The sequence below is a fragment of the Flavobacterium branchiophilum FL-15 genome (genome assembly GCF_000253275.1).
In the GTDB taxonomy this organism is placed as follows: Bacteria; Bacteroidota; Bacteroidia; order Flavobacteriales; family Flavobacteriaceae; genus Flavobacterium; species Flavobacterium branchiophilum.
The window spans coordinates 1080365-1098927 of sequence record NC_016001.1 but is presented as its reverse complement, the minus strand read 5'-3'; the positions used below and the strand labels follow the sequence as shown (position 1 = coordinate 1098927).

Here is an 18563-nt window from a genome sequence, read left to right as displayed (position 1 = left end):
AGAAACTTATTAACTTTGCAAAACCTAATTAAAAAAATCAACCAATTATGTTAGATGTTAGTGGAGGTGAAATCCTATTTATATTAATCGTTGTTTTGATGCTGTTTGGCTCGGACAAAGTACCAGAAATTGCTAGAAAAGTAGGTAAATTTATGGCACATTTGAAAAACGCAACAAATGAAATAAAACACGAAATTCAAAAAGGCGTTGATGACATTACAGAAGAAACGTCATTGAAAGAAATTTCTAAAGAAATAAACAATGCTAAGGAAAATTTAGTTGCAGATTCTACCAATACTATAAATAAAGTAAGCGAAGATTTAAAAGAAATTACAGGCCCAATAAAACGTCAATTTTAATGGTAGAGCAACTCAAAATTTTGGATCGGGAGTTATTGATTTATTTAAATGGATTAGGCTCCAAACCTTATGATGGTTTTTGGCTTTTTATCACCAATCAATTGCATTGGACACCCTTCTTTTTGTTTCTTATATATTTGGTTTACAAAAAGTTAGGAGCTAAACAAACGGGTTATATTGTGTTGCTGGTTGCTGTTTTAATCCTCATGACCGATCAAACGTGTAATTTGTTTAAAAATCATTTTCAACGATTAAGACCTTGCAACACCCCTGATTTGCAGGGTATTATCAGAATTGTAAAAACAAGTAGTTCATATAGTTTTTTTTCGGGTCATGCTGCCAATACTACTGCGGTTGCCGTATTTTTGATTGCATTGCTAAAAAAACATATCAAATATAGCTATGTTTTATTGATTTGGCCTCTCGTTTTTTCGTATAGCAGGATTTATTTAGGTCTTCATTATCCAATAGATTTACTTACAGGGTATTTTTTCGGTAGTGTATTTAGCATAGCAACCTATCAATTTTATAATTTTTTAATTAAAAAACACCCCTTAGTTTAAGGAAAAATTATATACTATTTTACCTACTTGTTTGTTTGGAGCCGATGCAGATGCTTGCCATTTGGTTTGCATAGCAGCAAGTTTTGCTTGGTCTAATAAACATTTGGCGGCATTGGTGGTGCCTTTTACACCAGCAGTTGCTTGTATGGTATTGCCATTTTGATCTACTGTTACCTCCACAACCACTTTGCCTTCTTCGTTGCACTGGTATTTTGGTGTTGGTTTGGAAAGTGCTTTTCTGTTTCCTAAAGAATAGCCTTCGCCTCCACCCGTTCCTTGTCCTGAACCATGGCCAATTCCTGTGCCATTTCCAGAACCCGTTCCTGTTCCTGTGCCAGTACCAGAGCCGTTTCCGTCATTGCCATTTTGTCCTATACTGCCACTGGATTTGCCTTTATTACCCGCTAATTTATCTGTGCCGTTGCCGTTATTTGTCCCTCCTTTTAATATATTAGATAACACATCTTGAGTAACAGTTGCTACCTTTGGCTTGGGTTCATGAACAGGTGTTTCGTGTTTTGGGGTTTGCGATTTTGTAGTTTTTTTTGAAGGATTAGGTAGTGCAACCACATCATCAGAGGGATTTGTATTAGAAATCACTTCGTCTATTGGATCTGTTATTAATGTATTAGGGGCTTTTTGGGCACTAACATCACTACTTATATTATAATTATTTCCAGAACCCCAATCGCTATTGCCCAAACTAACCGATACACTTCCGCCACCCCCCTGCCCCATTATAGAGGTCAAATTTGAGGGTGGCCAAAATTGGATACTGAGTAATAAAAACAACACACCAAAAAATAAGAAAACAGTCAAAACAAATGACTTTTTTTTATCAGAAATATCGCTGTTTAAAATAAAATTTATAAGTTTTGACACCATCAATGATGCCCATCGGGTTTCAGTTCCCATACTGAATATGATTAGACATTAAACAACGTGTAAAAATAAAAAAAATTGTGATTGCAAACAGGATTAACACCAAAATTTTAGGTGAGTTGTTTTAATGCTATTTCAAAAGCTGTGGCGCTTAATTGGGTTTTAGCAGGATTCAAATCGTGAATGTTACACAAAGCTTTACGAATAGTTTCTGAAGTATCATGAAAAATAGCTTCATCAGTCATTTGAACTTTTTGCTCCATAAAATAAGCAAAAACACGTGCCATTCCACAGTTAGAAATAAAATCGGGAATCAAACTAATTTGATTGTCCACTTGTTCCATAATAGGACCAAAAAAAATGGCTTTATCAGCAAAAGGAACATTAGCACCGCAAGAAATTACTTCCAAACCCGACTGAATCAAATGGTCTATTTGGTGTTGAGTTACCAATCGAGAGGCAGCACAAGGAGCAAATATTTCGGCACCTAAAGTCCAAATTTTTTCGTTCATTTCCTGAAAAGGCACCAATGAGTTGGCTACAAGTTGGTTGCCATTTTTATGCAGAAAAAAAGATGTAATAGTTTCAAAATCAAAGCCTTCTGGATTCATAACCCCTCCGTCTTTATCAATAATCCCAACAATTTTCACTCCCATTTTTGACAAATAAAAAGCGGCAGCAGCTCCTACGTTACCAAAACCTTGAATGATGGCTTTTTTGTTTTGTACATTGCCACCATAAATATTGTAATAATGCTTAACTGTTTCGGCCACACCATAACCAGTAATCATATCGGCAACGGTATATTTTCGGGCAACATCGGGGGTAAAATGTGCATTTTCGATTACTTTAATTACTCCTTGTCTAAGTTGTCCAATTCTATTAATTTTATCGGCCTCGGTAGGTTTGAAATGTCCGTTAAAAACCCCTTCTTGAGGATGCCACACCCCACACTCTTCAGTAAATGGGATTACTTCATGAATTTCATCTACGTTCAAATCGCCACCTGTTCCATAATAACTTTTCAATAAAGGCGAAACGGCTTTATACCAGCGTTGCAAAACCCCTTGTTTTCGAGGGTCGTTAGGGTCGAAATTGATCCCTGATTTGGCACCACCAATGGCGGGTCCCGAGACAGAAAACTTGACTTCCATAGTTTTTGCCAACGATAAAACTTCGTTCATATCCAAGCCTTTTCTCATACGTGTCCCTCCACCAGCAGCACCACCTCGTAACGAGTTGATGACAGTCCATCCTTCTGCTTCTGTTTCTGAATCTTTCCAATTGAAAATTATTTCAGGGGCTTTATTTTCAAATTTCAGTAATAATTCCTTCATTTTTTTAAGTTATTAATAATTAAAAGCAAATATAAAACAAATTACATAACATATTAACAATCATTCTGTTTTTTTTAAATAACAAATGTTGATACCTTAATAAAAAAAAGAAATTTTAAAAAGTTGATACTTACATGAATAAATTGTAATTTTGTATCGAAATTATTTTCGTAACTTAAATCAAGAAAAAATGGCTTTAGCAATAACAGATGCAACTTTTGAAGAGGTTGTTTTACAATCAGATAAACCTGTATTAGTAGATTTTTGGGCAGAATGGTGTGGCCCATGTAGAATGGTAGGCCCAGTAATAGAAGAGTTGTCCAAAGATTATGAAGGAAAAGCAGTAGTTGGCAAAATAGATGTAGATGCCAATCAGGATTTTGCTTCAAAATTTGGTGTTAGAAACATTCCAACTGTATTAGTATTCCACAAAGGAGAGCTAGTTGGCAGACAAGTTGGCGTAGCTCCAAAACAAACTTATTCTGATTTGATTGACAAACTGTTATAGTCATCACATCCGAAAAAATATTTGTGAACCAATTATCAAATTCAAATTCTAAATAAAAAAGTAGCTTAAAAGAAGTGAGTTTTGGGCGTTACCACAAGGGTCGGGCTATCCGTTACAATCTTTTTTGAGGCAGAAAAAGCCTCAAAAAAGGATTTCCACTGCTATCCCTAACGCAAAATGCTGCAATCAACTAGAATTTAGTCCATTAAAAAAAAAGATGAAAGCCACACAGAACTTTCATCTTTTTTTTTATAATAATTTATCTACCGTTTTTATTATTTCTTCTTTTGGCAAAACTCCCGTTTGACGCCAAAGCGATTTGCCATTTTGAAATAACATCATCGTTGGCACACTTCTAACTTGAAAATGCTGGGCTATGTCTTGGCTTTTATCAACGTCGATTTTAATTACCTTTAATCGATCGCCAAAATGTCGTTTGACTTCAACAATAATAGGACCCAACATTTGACAAGGGCCACACCAAGTGGCATAAAAATCAACCAAAACAGGAATATCAGACAGGATGTACTCGTTGAATTTATTCATATTATTTTATTTAAGAAATTTTATATAAAAATTAACTGATTGCTTTTTTAATTGTATATTTTGATTCATAAGCAACACATTGTTGCAAATCTGAATCAAGTATGGGAGCCGAACTACTGATGAGTATTTTTGTAAAATTAACGTTCATAGATGCCGACAAAACCAAAGGCAAATTTTTTATTTTTTCAATTACCGTATTTTGACAACCCACACAGGTAATTCCTTCAAAATCATATAATTGAACTACATGTTGCTCGTTTTTTTGACATTCAAAAAACAATTCGTTGCCTGCTCTTGCAGCCACAGAATGGGTACAATTTTCTAAAACGTTAAATGCAAAAGCATGCCCAAAAATCGATTCATATTCGGCTAAAGAACCACCAAATGGAGGGCCAGATTCAAAATGTTTGTTGAATAATAAACCCACTAGTTTACCATTTTGGTTTAGCAATTGATGATTTTTGACTATATATTGCAAACGCATCATTGGAGGCAACGCACAAAAAAAAGTTTGTTCAATAATGAAATCATATTGCCCTTGATGTTCAAAAAAATCCCCCAAAATAATGGTAATATTTGGATTGTTTTGAAATTTATCTTTCAAATTTTGAACTAACGTTGGTGCAATATCAATAACGGTAATATTTGTAAAACCTTGTTCCAACAAATAGGCTGCCTCATAAGCATTGCCACAACCAGGAATTAATATTTTGGCATTTTTGTTTGTTATTTGATTGATATACAATTGAATAGGTGGTGAAACACTACCTATATCCCAACCCGTAGCTTGTGACTGGTATTGTAAGTCCCAATAATTTTGATCGAGGGATTTATCGCACGAGGTTACACAACATTGCATGTTTTCCATAATTTTGATGACATTAATTTAATTTACCAATAGCACAACTTACAAATGATTTTGTTTTTGAAATCAAGGAGTTATTGCCTTTTTCGGGGTAGCCCATTTCGGTTAGTTTTTGTATAATTTGATTGGCATCAGCATGCCCTTCTACCGTAATTGTATCGGTGCTTTTGTCGATAGTAACCTGGGTAACATGAGCTATTTTTTGCAAAGCATTTGAAATACTGTTCATACACCCACCACATTTGATATTTTCTACTTCAAATTTTTGTATCATATTTCATTTTATTAAAAAAAACAAACTATCTCAAACAAAAAAGCGTGTATTTGAGATAGTTTATTGAAAGTTGTATTACTTATTTTTATTATAATAAAGTTGAAGGACAAACATAATCTGTTTTGGCTAAAGTAGTTTCTTTAAGTGCGGCAAAACCACCTATGACATCAGAAAAATTGTCCCATCCTCTTTGTTTCAAAATAGAGGCTGCAATCATACTTCTATAGCCACCAGCACAATGTAAAACAAAAGGTTTGTCTTTTGGGAAAGAAGCCAAATGTTGGTTGATTTCGTTAAGTGGCACATTGATGGCCCCTTCTAAATGTTCTGATAAATATTCGCTTTTCTTTCTAACATCAAAAACAGGAAGTTCCGCAGCATTATAAGATTTTTCAAGGTCAGCAGCTGTCAATCTTTCAAGGCTATCAACCTCATAACCAGCTGTTTTCCAAGTATCAAAACCACCTTGCAAATACCCGATGGTGTGGTCGTATCCAATTCTGGATAGACGAATCATACTTTCTTCTTCTCTACCCAAATCTGTTACCAATAATATTTCTTGTTTGATGTCGGCAACCATTTCGCCAACCCACATAGCAAAATTACCGTCGATACCAATATTGATACTGTTTGGAATAAATCCTTGAGCAAAAGTGGCAGCATCTCTTGTGTCTAATATCAAAGCTCTTGTTTCGTTGGCCATTGCTTCAAATTCGTTGGCTTGAAGTGGCTGATTGGCTTTTTCCAATACGTTGTCTAAGCTTTCATATCCTTTGATGTTCATCATCACGTTTGAAGGAAAATAGGCAGGAGGATTTGTTAAACCTGTTAAAACAGCTGTAACAAACTGGTCTTCAGTCATTTCTGGATTCAAGGCGTAGTTTGTACGTTTTTGGTTTCCAAGTGTATCGGTGGTTTCTTTGCTCATCATTTTTCCGCAAGCCGAACCCGCACCGTGGTTTGGATATACAATTAAATCGTCTGACAAAGTCATGATTTTAGTTCGTAATGAGTTGTATAAATGACGGGCCAATTTGTCTTGTGTTAAATCTTCTACAACGTGTTGAGCCAAATCAGGACGACCAACATCGCCAATAAAAAGAGTGTCACCTGTAATAATTCCGTGCTCGTTTCCATGCTCGTCAATTACTAAAAAAGTAGTACTCTCCATAGTATGTCCTGGAGTATGAATCACTTTTACCTGACAATTTCCAATGCTGAAAATTTGATTGTCTGTAGCCGAAATAATTTCATAAGCTGGTTTTGCCAAAGGACCATATACAATTTGGGCACCAGTTTTTTTGGCTAAATCTAAATGTCCTGAAACAAAATCGGCATGAAAATGTGTTAAAAAAACATATTTAATTGCAGCATTGTCTTTTTGAGCTCTGTCTATGTAAGGTTGTACCTCTCTTAATGGATCAAAAATAGCGGCTTCGCCATTGTTTTCTAAATAATATGCTGCATGAGCAATACATCCTGTATAAATTTGTTCTATTTTCATAATTTTAAAACCTTAAATTGATATTTTTTTATTTTGATTTTGATGGTACAAATTTATACCAACAACAAATGAAAATACGTGATAAATGTTACTTAAGTTAAAAATAAATTAAAAAAAGCAAAATATTTAATAATATTTACATATTATGATATTATTTGATTTGTTTTTCCTATTTTTTTGGTTATAATATCTTTTTCAATATCCCAGCCTCTGGCAGGCGAATACTCACGTCCGTACCAAATGATTTGGAGGTGTAAATCGTTCCAAAGTTTTTTTGGAAAAATGGCTTTGGCATCTTTTTCTGTTTGCACCACGTTTTTGCCCGAAGTCAAATTCCATCGTGTCATGAGCCTATGGATGTGGGTATCTACAGGAAAAGCTGGTACTCCAAATGCCTGACTCATTACCACACTGGCCGTTTTATGGCCAACGGCAGGCAAGGCTTCTAGGGCTTCAAAACTTTGCGGGACTTTGCCGTTGTGCTGGTCTATCAAAATTTGTGAAAGTCCATGAATACCTTTAGATTTCATGGGCGACAAGCCACAAGGCCTGATTATTGTTTTGATGTCTTCTATCGATAATTTGACCATATCATAGGGGTTGTCTGCTTTTGCAAACAATATGGGTGTAATTTGATTGACCCGAACATCTGTACATTGTGCCGATAACAACACGGCTATCAACAAGGTATAAGGGTCTTTATGGTCTAGCGGAATGGGAATTGTGGGATACAACTCGTTCAATGTTTGAATTACAAATTTGACCCGTTCTCTTTTTGTCATAATTTAAAAAATTGGAACCGTAAAAATAAATTTATTTTCAATTCAAATCATTTAAAATGTTATAATTTTGTTTTCAAAAAAAAACAAATATGACCACATTAAAAATTGGAGATCCAGCACCTCCATTTTCTGCATACGACCAAGACGGAAACTTGCATGAATTATCGGCATATAAGGGCAAAAAATTAGTGCTTTTTTTCTATCCAAAGGCCAACACCCCAGGATGTACAACAGAAGCTTGCAATTTGAGCGACCATTACGACCGTTTTGTGAGTGAAAATTATGCCCTTTTGGGTGTAAGTGCCGATGCGGCCAAAGCCCAACAAAAGTTTAAAGAAAAATACCATTTGCCGTTTCCATTATTAGCAGACGAAGCAAAAAGTGTACTTATGGCCTATCGAGTTTGGGGGCCAAAAAAATTTATGGGCAAAGAATATGATGGCATACATAGAACCACATTTGTAATTAACGAAAATGGTATTATTGAAAACATCATAACAGAGGTAAAAACCAAGGTACATGCCAGTCAAATATTAGGGTAATACATACAATTTTTATAAATATTTTAAATAATAATTTAACTATTATGCTGTATTCCAAAACTTACAACTACATACCTTTGTCAAAGTACGATAGTTTGACAAAGGTATTACTGAAAACATGATTTGGTTTATCAATAAAATTGATTACATTAATTGAAACTACGGATTAGTATAAATCAATATAAAAGAAATCTTTTTTTTTAAAAAAATAATAAATTTGAAATCTTTTTTGTTAATTTTTATGCAAAAAAAAAGGACTCAAAAAAGGTTTATTAGAATAAACAAACAGTTCATACAACCAACACCTTCATTTTTAATAGTCAAAACATTAATTATTTCTTAAATCAATTTGGACTTTGATGAAAATGCGTATTTTTGTCGAAAAAAAACCATTTTGAAAAAAATATATCTTTTGTGTTATGTGGTAGTTATTGGCTTTGGAGCTACTTGGACCCATGCGCAAGCTACCAAAAAAATTGTTATCGAATATTCCGACTTTGGCGACAGAAACGAATCCTTGGTGCCAGGTGCTGCTTTGCTTACAGGTAATGTACGCATCAACCACGAAGGGGTAAAAATGACGTGCAACAAAGCCTATTATTTTGAAAAAGAAAACTACATAAAAGCCTTTGGCGAAGTACAAATGGTGCAGGGTGACACCCTTTCGCTCAACAGCAAATATGCAGAGTACAATGGCAACACCAAGCTGGCTTTTGCTACGGGCGATGTCATCATGCAATCGCCAGAAAGTACCCTTGTTACCGATACCATTTATTTTGACAGAGCCAAACAGGAGGCATATTATAAAAACAAAGGCACTATTACCAATTTAGAAAACACCCTCGAAAGCATTTCTGGCCGTTATTATGTGGCTCAAAAAAAGTTTGTTTTTTTAACAGCCGTAACCATTACCAATCCAAAATACTTAATCAAAACCAATCATTTGGATTATTTTACCAACTCGGGACATTCCTATCTTTTTGGTCCTTCTACAATTACCAGCAAAAAAGATTTTATTTATACCGAAAAAGGTTTTTATAATACCAAAAAAAATACAGGCCATTTTATAGACAAATCCTATATCAAATATAACGACAGACGTATTATTGGCGATAGTTTATACTTTGATAGAAAACGTGATTTTGCATCGGCCACCCGCAACGTTCGGATTATTGACACCATCAACAAAGGGATTGTAAAAGGGCATTATGCCGAAATTTATAAACAAAAAGACTCCCTTTTTATTACCAAACATGCCGTGGCCATCAATGTTGTGGACAAAGACTCTGTATATATTCATGCCAAAAAACTCATGGTAACAGGCAAAGAAGGGAACCGAATAATTAGAGGGTTTAACAATGCCCGCTTTTTTAAAACCGATATGTCGGGCAAGTGCGACTCGATACATTCCAATCAAAAAAAGGCCCTCACACAACTTATTGGCAAACCCATTTTGTGGAACTACGAAAACCAAATGACTGGCGATGTGATGCACCTTATTGGCAACAATACAACCCAAAAACTCGATTCGTTGAAGGTGCTTTCCAATGCTTTTATAGTTTCAAAAGACAGTGTTGGCATGGGCTATAACCAAGTAAAAGGCGTTAATTTGTATGGCAAATTTAAAGACAACAAACTATATGAAGCCGATGTTGTAAAAAACACCGAAGTGATTTATTATATGCGAAACGACCAAAAGGAACTTATTGGAATCAATAAAAATGTGAGCAGCCGCATCAACATGACCCTCGATAAAAACAACATCGAAACCATGACGTTTTATACCAATCCAGATGGTACGATTTATCCAGACAAGGATTTGCCCGAAAATGCCCGAAAACTTCGTGGATTTGTATGGCGGATAGACGAACGCATCAAAACCAAAGACGACCTTTTTCCTGAGGATGAAAAGGCATTGGACGACAAATACCGTAAAGCAGCCAATAAAGATAAAGCCAAGACACCTACCCCCATGAAAATAAGGAAAGAAACCCTAGACTACGATAAGGACGCTAAAAAAAACCAATAGCCCCTTTGGAACCCCATTTGCGTTAGGGATTGCAGTGGAAATCCTTTTTTGTTTTTTTCTTTAAAAAACAAAAAAGATTGAAACGAAAAGCCCGACCCTTGTGGGAACGCCCCAAATAGTGGTTATAAACGGTAGTGCCTATTGATTGGTGTATTATTTATGATAAGATGTAAGTATTTATTTCATGATTACAAACGTATGGGCGTGTCCCTCCGCAAGCTCCGGGTCGGGCTATTCGTTACAATCTTTTTTGCCCCAAAAAGAGGGGCAAAAAAGGATTTTCACTGCTATCCCTCACGCAACAACAAAAAAGCAACACCTTTGCAAAACCAAAACAAGGGATGGTTTGACTTTTAGTTGCCATTACATTACTATATTTATAATAAAAAACTACAATGAAAGAAGATTTTATAAAATTTCAAGCACAAACATCGCCATATCCGCTGGGTATGGAAGTGTTGTATGCCAAGGGAAGTTACATATATGACGTTCATCATCAAAAGTACCTCGACTTTGTGGCAGGAGTTTCGGCATGTTCGTTGGGTCATTGCCCCACGGTGGTGCACGATGCCATCAAAAAACAACTCGATTTGTATGCTCATGTGATGGTTTATGGCGAGTATGCACAAGGGCCCGCAGTAGCCTATTGCAAACTCTTGGCCTCTTTGATGCCCCAACCATTGCAAAAAGTATATTTGGTCAATTCTGGAACAGAAGCTACCGAAGGAGCCTTGAAACTGGCCCGACGGGTTACAGGACGAAGCCAGCTGCTGTCGTGCCACAATGCCTATCATGGCAACACGATGGGGAGCATGAGTGTGATGGGATTTGAAGAACGAAAACAAGCTTTTCGGCCATTGATTCCAGATGTGGATTTTATTACGTTTAACAACGAAGCCGATTTGGAAAAGATTACCACCAAAACGGCGGGTATTATTTTGGAAAGCATTCAGGGTGGAGCGGGTTTTATTGAACCCGAAAATGATTTTTTGCTCAAAGTGCGTAATCGATGTACAGCGGTGGGTGCCCTTATGATTATAGATGAAATTCAGCCAGGCTTTGGTAGAACAGGGCGTTTATTTGGTTTTGAAAATTATGGAGTAGTTCCCGATATTGTAATTTTGGGAAAAGGCATGGGAGGTGGCATGCCCGTAGGAGCATTTGTAGCCTCGGAAGCCCATTTGGATTTGTTGAGCCATTCGCCCAAGCTAGGACACATCACCACTTTTGGTGGTCATCCTGTAATTGCAGCGGCCTGTTTGGCTACCTTACAGGAAATTGTTCAAAGCCAATTGATGGAGGCAGCACTAGAAAAGGAACAATTGTTTAGAAAATTATTGGTACATCCACTAATACAAGAGGTTCGTGGTAGGGGGCTCATGCTTGCAGCCATGACAGCCGATGCTGCAATTACCAATGAAATTATACTTAAATGCCAAGACAAAGGACTGATATTGTTTTGGTTGCTTTTTGAAGGCAAAGCCATTAGAATTACGCCTCCGCTTACAATTTCTGAAGACGAAATTAGGGAAGGCTGCCAAATCATGTTGGAGGTAATGGATTGTATTTTGGAAGCTAGAGGCTAACGGTTTGAAGGAAATAGGTAGTGTACTGAGGTAGAAAAACGCTATGATGCAAAGCCAAATTATAACAGAATTAAAATTTGGGATTGTAAGCTAGCGTTTATTTCAAATAGCAATCGTTTTTGCTATAAATGAGGTTTTAAAATATGTAACTCCTTAAATTATGCCAAATAAATTTATAAAATAGTCCAAAGATGCGTAGTTGTTTTTTAGAAAAAATTTTCAATAAAAATCGTTGCATAGCTGGGCTTCGGAACTATTTTTTTTGGATAATTTTAGCAAAAAAACAAGTAGATTGGACTATTTTATATATATTTGGTATTATTATGATGTATTGAACAAATTAACAATAAAATACCCTAAATAAAAAATTCCATTAGATATTTATGATGAATAAGTACTTTTAATTTTATCATATTGCCAAATGATTTCGCAAGCATGATGAAGTGTTTTAGAATTTATATCTATTGTATTGGTATTTTTAAACTGATAAATATATAATTTGTAATTAAAATTTCCTCTACTTTTATGTTTACTAAAGATAAATACTTGCGAAAATAAAAATAAGATATAAAGATAAAAATTGACGTACAAAACTAGCGTTAAATGCAAAGAAATAAAAAGAAAAATATTTTTAACAGAAATTGCAGACTCTGCTTTCTTAACTTTTAGTCTAGAAATAGAATTGATGTCAAATACAGTACCAGTATGATGTATAAGTAATGAAGCATTTGAAATTTTAGCAAAATCATTGTTTAGTTCTAATGTTTGTTTCATGAAATAAAATTTAAAAAAATATTAATTATTACAAATTTTACTTAATTAAAGGTTTTTTATTATATTATTATAAATTTCTTTATATTTTTGTTTAATATTATTAATAAAAGTATTTTGATATTTGAGACTTTCAGGTATTTTATTGATGGTATTATTATTGTCATTTAATTTAGAAATAATTGACATTATCATACTTTCATTTAAATCATTAGGTAAATACTTTATAATCAAATCTTTTTTTGGTGTATATAATTGCATTATCACCTTCAATAATTATAGGATCAATATTATTTTTAACAATCCCATTATGAAGCATTTTTTCTATTCTGGTACCAAACTCTTAGGTTTGATTTCTAAATTTTGTTCATTATTTAAACGTAAAGCACTACCTATTGCATAAAAAATTATATATTTTCGTAAATTGATTTTTAAAACCAAATCCGTATCTAAAATCTTTCAGTAATTGTTTGTCAAAATCATTAGAACAGATTAAATTAATTACATTATTGTTAATTACTTGACACCCTTAAATAAAATGAGATGAAGAAAAAATACCTTTTATAAAAAAAAGACTTTCTTATTATTTTTAATAAAAACATTAGGTAATGATAACAATTTGAATTCTATACCTGTTTGAAGTTCTAAATAATTGACTTTCCCTTCTAAATAAGTATTTAATTCCTTAATACTTTCAATACTACAATAAGTTGCATAACGTAAACCCGCATAGGAATATTTTTGATGATATGTTTTTGTCATTCCACCAGAACCACCAATAGACTGTTTTAACAGCATATTTTGGGCATTTAAATAGAAATTAAAAAACAATAATAATATTAGTAGTATATAATGTTTCATTTTGTAATGATAATGCTCTTAAAAAATTAAAAATCGTTTAGATAATTAAAGTTAAACTTCAGTTATTCCTAAACGATTTTGATAATTAAATAGTTATTCAATTAATAATTTAAAATTTGTTTTATTGTTTATACGAATAAAGTAAATGCCGCTTTTCAAAATAGGAAGCTCAACATTAACTTCATTTTTTAAACTATTAAAATTAATTACTTTTAATATTTTTCCAGTAATATCATAAAGTTCTACAATATTAATTATTTCTAAACCATTATTAATTTTTAACTCGGAACCATTTGTTAATGGATTAGGAAAAATAAATGGTTTTATATAATCTTCTTTAATTTCAATTGCTTTTAACACTTCTTCATCTGAGTTTTTAAAATTTGATACTGAAGTAGTTTTGAATCTAAACATACGTGCTGCATTCAATTTACCATCTTTAAAAGTAAACCCTAATAAGGCATTTTCTTTGATGGGCTGCGGGTTAATAACACCTATTTTATCAGCATCTGCAAAGCCATGTTCAAATCTGTTAGATGGATTAGTATTAATTGCTAAATAAGTACCATCACTTTGAACTTTAAAACCGTAAACAAAACCATTCGTATCAAATAATAGTGGGAATGAACCTTTAGATGAGGAAAAATTTGTTATCCTTTTAAACGTATTTTGAGAAAAATTGATCAAACTTCCATCTTCTTTTGCCACCGTTTGTAAATTGAATTTTGCATTCCACTGCCAATTGGCGTAATAAATACCTACTAATCGTCCTGAACCTGTTATACCCATCAAACCTGTAGTTGGTCCATTCATCTTATGAACTTCAGTATTTACATTACTTACAAAATCATTTATTGAAAAATTACCAATATTGCCACTATAACTATTATGCCACAAGCAAATAGATGAACCATCAGAATTAATTCTAAACATCATGGCTAATTTAGTAGTTGGGCTTAAAATCATATACTCATTAAAATGTCCATCTCCATCAAAATCACCAGAATAAAATTTATCTGAGATTCGATTATTATACCAAGATATATTTTTACTTACTTGTCTCCACACTCCTAGTTCATTGGCTTCAAGAACATAATGGATATTTGAATTGGGTACAAAAACAACAACTTCTTGTATTCCATCACTATTTCTATCTATAACTTTATATATATTATTATTATTATAAGTTACAACATTTGCTAATTTATTTTGAACATTACGTTTTAATCTAACAGCTTTATAGGTATCTAATTGATTAATAGAGGTTGTATTAAACTCAATTAATTCATTTTGTTTGGTATCGTTATTAATAGCTAACAAGAGCTGTGGTTTATTTGGAACAAAATTACCCGTAAGAAATACATCATCTATTTTACCTTTCCAATCTGAAATCCTATCAGCATGTTCATCAAAATGATAAGCTGGATTTACAGAAAAATTATCATAAACAACTTTCCATTTACCAAATTCTAAGACATTATTTGCATTATTTAGGCTACTTGTAGAAATAGCATTTGACAAAGATCTAGGAGAAATTCCATTTGACACAAAATTACTGTTATTAAATGAAATAAACGAAGTGTTTACCATGTCCCATTTTGCTTGACAACGTGTTAATGAAGTAAAATTATCTTTGGTTTTACTCATTCCCATATAAGGTGCCCATAATGAACCTTCTTCACCTTTTTTATTTCCTGCTGGTACAGCAAAATAAGAGTTCATATTTTTATATCCATTAGATAAAAACACTCTATATTCTGTATCATATAAAGTAACCAAATCGTCTTTTCCGTCTTGATTAACATCTTGCCAACGACTGAATAAATTCCAATCAAAATGATTATTTCCAGTTGCAAATGCAAATCTGTCAGTAAAATTTGGACCATAATATACGGTAAAATATTCTCCATATCCACCAGTTAAAGTTACAAAATCTCCTATTCCGTCGCCATTTTGATCGATGTAATAATTTGATTGTTTTTTATGATTTGTTCCGTCTAATGTGCTAGCGTAGCCAATATCATATAAATTTGACGTGTCGTGATGTACATAATCTACATTTATACGGCCATCAGCATCAAGTTTTGTATCAAAAATTTTAATACTTTTATCATCATAAACCGTATAAAAAGATGGATACTTATCTGTAGCGTATCTTTTACCAAAACCCATTCTGGTATCAGGACCAAAACTATCTAACCAAAGTGACGCTTCTTTCAATGTAAGACTATTACCATAACCCTCTGCATAACTGGCAAATTTATTACCTTCTGCACGGTATATCAACTCATCTTTTCCTGTCTTTTCATTTCTTACAATCCATCCTTGCCCTGCTTGATATAATTTATACGAAAATATAGTATTCCAATTTACTACATTTGCTTCACCAAATCCATTTCCATTAGCATAAAAATATACTACTTTTCCATTAGATTTAGCATACAACAAATCGTCCATACCATCACCATTAAAATCACCAGCAAAAATTTTGTCTTTTACATCTGCATCAAAACCATTACTATTATTGGATTGATTAATTTGCTTATATTCGCTACCATTATAATAAACAAAAGTAGTTCCAACATTTGTTAAACCCGCATAATCCATAATACCGTCTCCATTAAAATCACCAGTTATACCATTTTGTTCAAGATAGGGTAACTTGTTTTCAATTGCAATAGGTTTAATATAGCTATTAACCCATTTATTGGGAACTACTAAGTTTACATTACTCAATTTTAAGGGTGCAATAGGATCGACATAACAAATATCAAAAATACTACGAGTAGAAATAGTTGGACATATAAAGTAAGGTTTTGCCAAATCGTATTGTGAATTTAAACTAGTTAGAATACCACGTTCATTTTCATTTAAGTCACGTTGTTTAAAGTTAAATTTATGCTCTAAATTATAATCCCCAATTACTTCTCCAGAACCTCTAGTTTTTTTTGTCCAATCAATTGTTTTGTTTGTATTAACAATTTCAAAATTCGCTGTATTTATTGTAACTTCTCTAGCCTGAAGTATCATTTCACCAGGAATATTATCTGTAAATTTAAAACTATTAAATATCACACCATAAGTTGAATGTAAATGACTTATTAATAAAGCTTCTCTATAGAGTTTTATAACTTCTGGCGAAGTTAGATAATCCGTAGGTAAAATTTGTAAAAAAGGTATATTTAAACTAATTTTGCTTTTCCAATCTTTAGCCGTTAATGCCGTCAATGCAAAAATTGCATTATTAAAATCAACTTTTAAAATACTTTTTAATGTACTACATTTAAAATTTGGTTTCAGTTGATAAATCGTAATATTTGCTTTTGCACCAAAGCTACCATTATTGATCATATTTTTAACTAATAGATCTAGATGTTCTCCATCTACTATGGGAATAAAACCAGATGATTCCGTAAAAACATTATTACTTTTCTCTAATAATGCTTCCCAATCAGTATTAAATCCTTTTGGATGAATATCATAATTTTCATTTCCAGCAGTAGTTACCTGAACCGCATAAAGTGCATTTGACTTCATTTGGGTTTCATAAAAATTTTGTCCACTCCTAGTAATTGCTTCAAGGCATAAATCTGAACTAGACCCTTGAGAGAAAACCATAAGAGGTAAATAACTAATCATAAATATTAGTAACACTTTTAAATTTTTCATATTCTTTTATTTATAATAAGATTAATTAGAATTTACTCTACACAAAACTGCTTCATTAGTAGAAGCCCATGGTTCTTGATTCCAAGCTACGTGTCCTGGAGGAAAACCCGCTAATAAAAAGGCAGGAGCACCAATACCATTTCTTTGTGGCATTTCAAAAGAATCAAATGGTAAATAAGTCCATTCATTAAGATTATCAGTACTCACTCTGTATGCACTTAATACTCTTGGCCATTCAACATTCATCATTTCAACTACTTCTAAAAAACCGCTTGTTGGAGTATAACTTTGTACCGTAGGGTTTACTGGTACGGATGAATAAGTAGTAGGTGCCACAACATAAATATAGATTGTTCTTCGTGATGGATTCATTGCTACTAAAGAACGAGCAACAGTACCAGCAGCTCTCATAGTTTGACTAAAAGAGACGTAAGGGCTATCTAATCTGCCAGCTTGTGCATTATTTACATGATCATATATAGACCAATTGATTTGAGCTGCTGGTAAATGGTTTTCTAACGCCCAAGACCGAAAACCACCAGCTTTTTTAATTTCTTTTGGGCTTCGCCAATCTACTCTATAAATATAAGTACCATCAGTAGGCACTTCTTTTCCACTAGGTTGTGCTACTACAAATAGCGGCAACAAAAAAAATAACAATACAGTATAATATTGCAATTTTAAATTAAAAACATTTTTCATATATTAACATTTTTAGTAAGTTTTAAATTAAATCTTATGAAGTAATTTTCATTATTTCAAATATTTTTTTACTTTTTAATTAATTGTTTTTTAATGGCTAATTCATATTTTTTGCTAACTTCGTTCCAATCTACTAAATTCCAAAAGGCAGCAATATATTCTGATTTTTTGTTTTGATATTTTAAATAATAAGCATGTTCCCACAAATCTATGGTCAATATTGGAATGCCTTTTGTTGTTACATTATCCATCATTGGGTTGTCATTGTTAGAAGTTGAACAAATAGCTAATTTTCCGTTGGGTTTCAATACCAACCAAACCCATCCAGAACCTAATTTTGCGACAGATTCCTTTTGAAATTTAATTTTAAACGTATCAAAATTTATAAAATTTTTCTTTATATCATTTTCTAATTGTTCCGAAGGTGTACTGCCTTTTTTGGGTGTTAGAATCGACCAAAAAAACTCATGGTTATATACACCTCCAATATTATTTTTTACATTTTGTTTAACTTTAGAATAAGTACGTAAAATGTCTTCTTCTTTCAACACTTCAACGCCTGTATTTTGAGTAGCAGTATTTAAACTTTTTACATAACTTGTATAATGTTTTGAATAATGTAAATCCATAGTTTGATTGTCAAAAAAAGGCTCCAAAGCATTGGTTCCATAAGGCAATGGTTTGATTTCGAACCCCTTGAGTTGAGAAAATGCAACTTGAAAACAAGATAGTAGTAGGCTGTATGTAAATATATTTTTCATTTTTGCTTATTTTTATAAAAAT

The 18563-nt window shown here is 33.0% G+C and carries 18 protein-coding genes; 6 read left to right on the top strand and 12 right to left on the bottom strand.

The window, feature by feature from the left end; genetic code table 11:
• Positions 1–47: 47 nt before the first annotated feature.
• Positions 48–359: a Sec-independent protein translocase subunit TatA/TatB gene (locus FBFL15_RS04695; protein ID WP_014083506.1), complete on the top strand. Its 312-nt coding sequence runs from the start codon at positions 48–50 to the stop codon at positions 357–359.
• Complete coding sequence (locus FBFL15_RS04690) at positions 359–922, top strand: phosphatase PAP2 family protein (RefSeq protein WP_014083505.1); 564 nt, start codon at positions 359–361, stop codon at positions 920–922. The genes FBFL15_RS04695 and FBFL15_RS04690 overlap by 1 nt, the downstream gene beginning before the upstream one ends.
• Here FBFL15_RS04690 and FBFL15_RS04685 read toward each other — a convergent pair.
• Both FBFL15_RS04685 and FBFL15_RS04680 read right to left on the bottom strand, forming a co-directional pair.
• On the bottom strand, positions 914–1837 hold the full coding sequence (locus FBFL15_RS04685) for an energy transducer TonB family protein (RefSeq protein WP_014083504.1): 924 nt from the start codon (positions 1835–1837) through the stop codon (positions 914–916). The two genes, FBFL15_RS04690 and FBFL15_RS04685, sit on opposite strands and share 9 nt — an antisense overlap.
• A 77-nt stretch (positions 1838–1914) precedes the next feature.
• Entirely contained in the window at positions 1915–3141 is a 1227-nt protein-coding gene (locus FBFL15_RS04680) for a Glu/Leu/Phe/Val dehydrogenase dimerization domain-containing protein (RefSeq protein ID WP_014083503.1), read from the bottom strand.
• Positions 3142–3331: 190 nt separating this feature from the next.
• Here FBFL15_RS04680 and trxA (FBFL15_RS04675) point away from each other — a divergent pair, with 190 nt between their 5' ends.
• Positions 3332–3649 (top strand): thioredoxin, encoded by a 318-nt coding sequence (gene trxA / locus FBFL15_RS04675; protein ID WP_014083502.1) that lies wholly within the window; start codon positions 3332–3334, stop codon positions 3647–3649.
• 249 nt (positions 3650–3898) lie between these two features.
• On the opposite strand, the gene trxA (FBFL15_RS04670) is transcribed toward trxA (FBFL15_RS04675), so the two are convergent.
• The 5 genes from trxA (FBFL15_RS04670) to FBFL15_RS04650 all read right to left on the bottom strand — a co-directional run bounded on the left by trxA (FBFL15_RS04670) (position 3899) and on the right by FBFL15_RS04650 (position 7620).
• Positions 3899–4195: a thioredoxin gene (gene trxA, locus FBFL15_RS04670; RefSeq protein ID WP_014083501.1), complete on the bottom strand. Its 297-nt coding sequence runs from the start codon at positions 4193–4195 to the stop codon at positions 3899–3901.
• A 31-nt stretch (positions 4196–4226) separates the two neighbouring features.
• The gene (locus tag FBFL15_RS04665; protein WP_014083500.1) at positions 4227–5063 is read right to left on the bottom strand and encodes a methyltransferase domain-containing protein; all 837 of its coding nucleotides are present in this window, start codon (positions 5061–5063) and stop codon (positions 4227–4229) included.
• 13 nt (positions 5064–5076) lie between these two features.
• Positions 5077–5334, bottom strand: coding sequence for a heavy-metal-associated domain-containing protein (locus FBFL15_RS04660; protein WP_014083499.1), 258 nt, complete (start codon positions 5332–5334; stop codon positions 5077–5079).
• A gap of 88 nt (positions 5335–5422) precedes the next feature.
• Positions 5423–6838 carry an MBL fold metallo-hydrolase gene (locus FBFL15_RS04655; protein ID WP_014083498.1) on the bottom strand — a complete coding sequence of 472 codons (1416 nt, stop codon included), beginning with the start codon at positions 6836–6838 and terminating at the stop codon, positions 5423–5425.
• Positions 6839–6981: 143 nt separating this feature from the next.
• Positions 6982–7620 carry an endonuclease III domain-containing protein gene (locus FBFL15_RS04650; RefSeq protein WP_014083497.1) on the bottom strand — a complete coding sequence of 213 codons (639 nt, stop codon included), beginning with the start codon at positions 7618–7620 and terminating at the stop codon, positions 6982–6984.
• 89 nt (positions 7621–7709) lie between these two features.
• Here FBFL15_RS04650 and bcp point away from each other — a divergent pair, with 89 nt between their 5' ends.
• From bcp to FBFL15_RS04635, 3 genes are all read left to right on the top strand, one after another.
• Positions 7710–8162: a thioredoxin-dependent thiol peroxidase gene (gene bcp, locus FBFL15_RS04645; RefSeq protein ID WP_014083496.1), complete on the top strand. Its 453-nt coding sequence runs from the start codon at positions 7710–7712 to the stop codon at positions 8160–8162.
• Positions 8163–8565: 403 nt separating this feature from the next.
• Entirely contained in the window at positions 8566–10191 is a 1626-nt protein-coding gene (locus FBFL15_RS04640) for an OstA-like protein (RefSeq protein ID WP_231847502.1), read from the top strand.
• Positions 10192–10586: 395 nt separating this feature from the next.
• Positions 10587–11777, top strand: coding sequence for an aspartate aminotransferase family protein (locus FBFL15_RS04635; protein ID WP_014083494.1), 1191 nt, complete (start codon positions 10587–10589; stop codon positions 11775–11777).
• A gap of 381 nt (positions 11778–12158) precedes the next feature.
• Here the strand turns inward: FBFL15_RS04635 and FBFL15_RS04630 are convergent, their stop codons facing one another.
• From FBFL15_RS04630 to FBFL15_RS04605, 5 genes are all read right to left on the bottom strand, one after another.
• Positions 12159–12551 (bottom strand): hypothetical protein, encoded by a 393-nt coding sequence (locus tag FBFL15_RS04630; protein ID WP_014083493.1) that lies wholly within the window; start codon positions 12549–12551, stop codon positions 12159–12161.
• Between the two features lie 558 nt (positions 12552–13109).
• Positions 13110–13409 (bottom strand): hypothetical protein, encoded by a 300-nt coding sequence (locus FBFL15_RS04620; RefSeq protein ID WP_044032151.1) that lies wholly within the window; start codon positions 13407–13409, stop codon positions 13110–13112.
• A 93-nt stretch (positions 13410–13502) separates the two neighbouring features.
• Complete coding sequence (locus tag FBFL15_RS04615; protein WP_014083490.1) at positions 13503–17078, bottom strand: T9SS type A sorting domain-containing protein; 3576 nt, start codon at positions 17076–17078, stop codon at positions 13503–13505.
• A 21-nt stretch (positions 17079–17099) separates the two neighbouring features.
• A complete protein-coding gene (locus FBFL15_RS04610; protein WP_014083489.1) occupies positions 17100–17780 on the bottom strand; it encodes an enterotoxin A family protein in 681 nt (226 codons plus the stop codon).
• Between the two features lie 68 nt (positions 17781–17848).
• On the bottom strand, positions 17849–18541 hold the full coding sequence (locus FBFL15_RS04605) for a superoxide dismutase (RefSeq protein ID WP_014083488.1): 693 nt from the start codon (positions 18539–18541) through the stop codon (positions 17849–17851).
• Between the last annotated feature and the right edge of the window lie 22 nt (positions 18542–18563).

Coding starts and splice junctions, on each gene's coding strand:
- trxA (WP_014083502.1), top strand. CDS start 3,332: ATGGCTTTAGCAATAACAGATGCAACTTTTGAAGAGGTTGTTTTACAA.
- FBFL15_RS04660 (WP_014083499.1), bottom strand. CDS start 5,334: ATGATACAAAAATTTGAAGTAGAAAATATCAAATGTGGTGGGTGTATG.
- FBFL15_RS04620 (WP_044032151.1), bottom strand. CDS start 13,409: ATGAAACATTATATACTACTAATATTATTATTGTTTTTTAATTTCTAT.
- FBFL15_RS04665 (WP_014083500.1), bottom strand. CDS start 5,063: ATGGAAAACATGCAATGTTGTGTAACCTCGTGCGATAAATCCCTCGAT.
- FBFL15_RS04655 (WP_014083498.1), bottom strand. CDS start 6,838: ATGAAAATAGAACAAATTTATACAGGATGTATTGCTCATGCAGCATAT.
- trxA (WP_014083501.1), bottom strand. CDS start 4,195: ATGAATAAATTCAACGAGTACATCCTGTCTGATATTCCTGTTTTGGTT.
- FBFL15_RS04650 (WP_014083497.1), bottom strand. CDS start 7,620: ATGACAAAAAGAGAACGGGTCAAATTTGTAATTCAAACATTGAACGAG.
- FBFL15_RS04605 (WP_014083488.1), bottom strand. CDS start 18,541: ATGAAAAATATATTTACATACAGCCTACTACTATCTTGTTTTCAAGTT.
- FBFL15_RS04615 (WP_014083490.1), bottom strand. CDS start 17,078: ATGAAAAATTTAAAAGTGTTACTAATATTTATGATTAGTTATTTACCT.
- FBFL15_RS04610 (WP_014083489.1), bottom strand. CDS start 17,780: ATGAAAAATGTTTTTAATTTAAAATTGCAATATTATACTGTATTGTTA.
- FBFL15_RS04680 (WP_014083503.1), bottom strand. CDS start 3,141: ATGAAGGAATTATTACTGAAATTTGAAAATAAAGCCCCTGAAATAATT.
- bcp (WP_014083496.1), top strand. CDS start 7,710: ATGACCACATTAAAAATTGGAGATCCAGCACCTCCATTTTCTGCATAC.
- FBFL15_RS04685 (WP_014083504.1), bottom strand. CDS start 1,837: ATGGGAACTGAAACCCGATGGGCATCATTGATGGTGTCAAAACTTATA.
- FBFL15_RS04635 (WP_014083494.1), top strand. CDS start 10,587: ATGAAAGAAGATTTTATAAAATTTCAAGCACAAACATCGCCATATCCG.
- FBFL15_RS04630 (WP_014083493.1), bottom strand. CDS start 12,551: ATGAAACAAACATTAGAACTAAACAATGATTTTGCTAAAATTTCAAAT.
- FBFL15_RS04695 (WP_014083506.1), top strand. CDS start 48: ATGTTAGATGTTAGTGGAGGTGAAATCCTATTTATATTAATCGTTGTT.
- FBFL15_RS04690 (WP_014083505.1), top strand. CDS start 359: ATGGTAGAGCAACTCAAAATTTTGGATCGGGAGTTATTGATTTATTTA.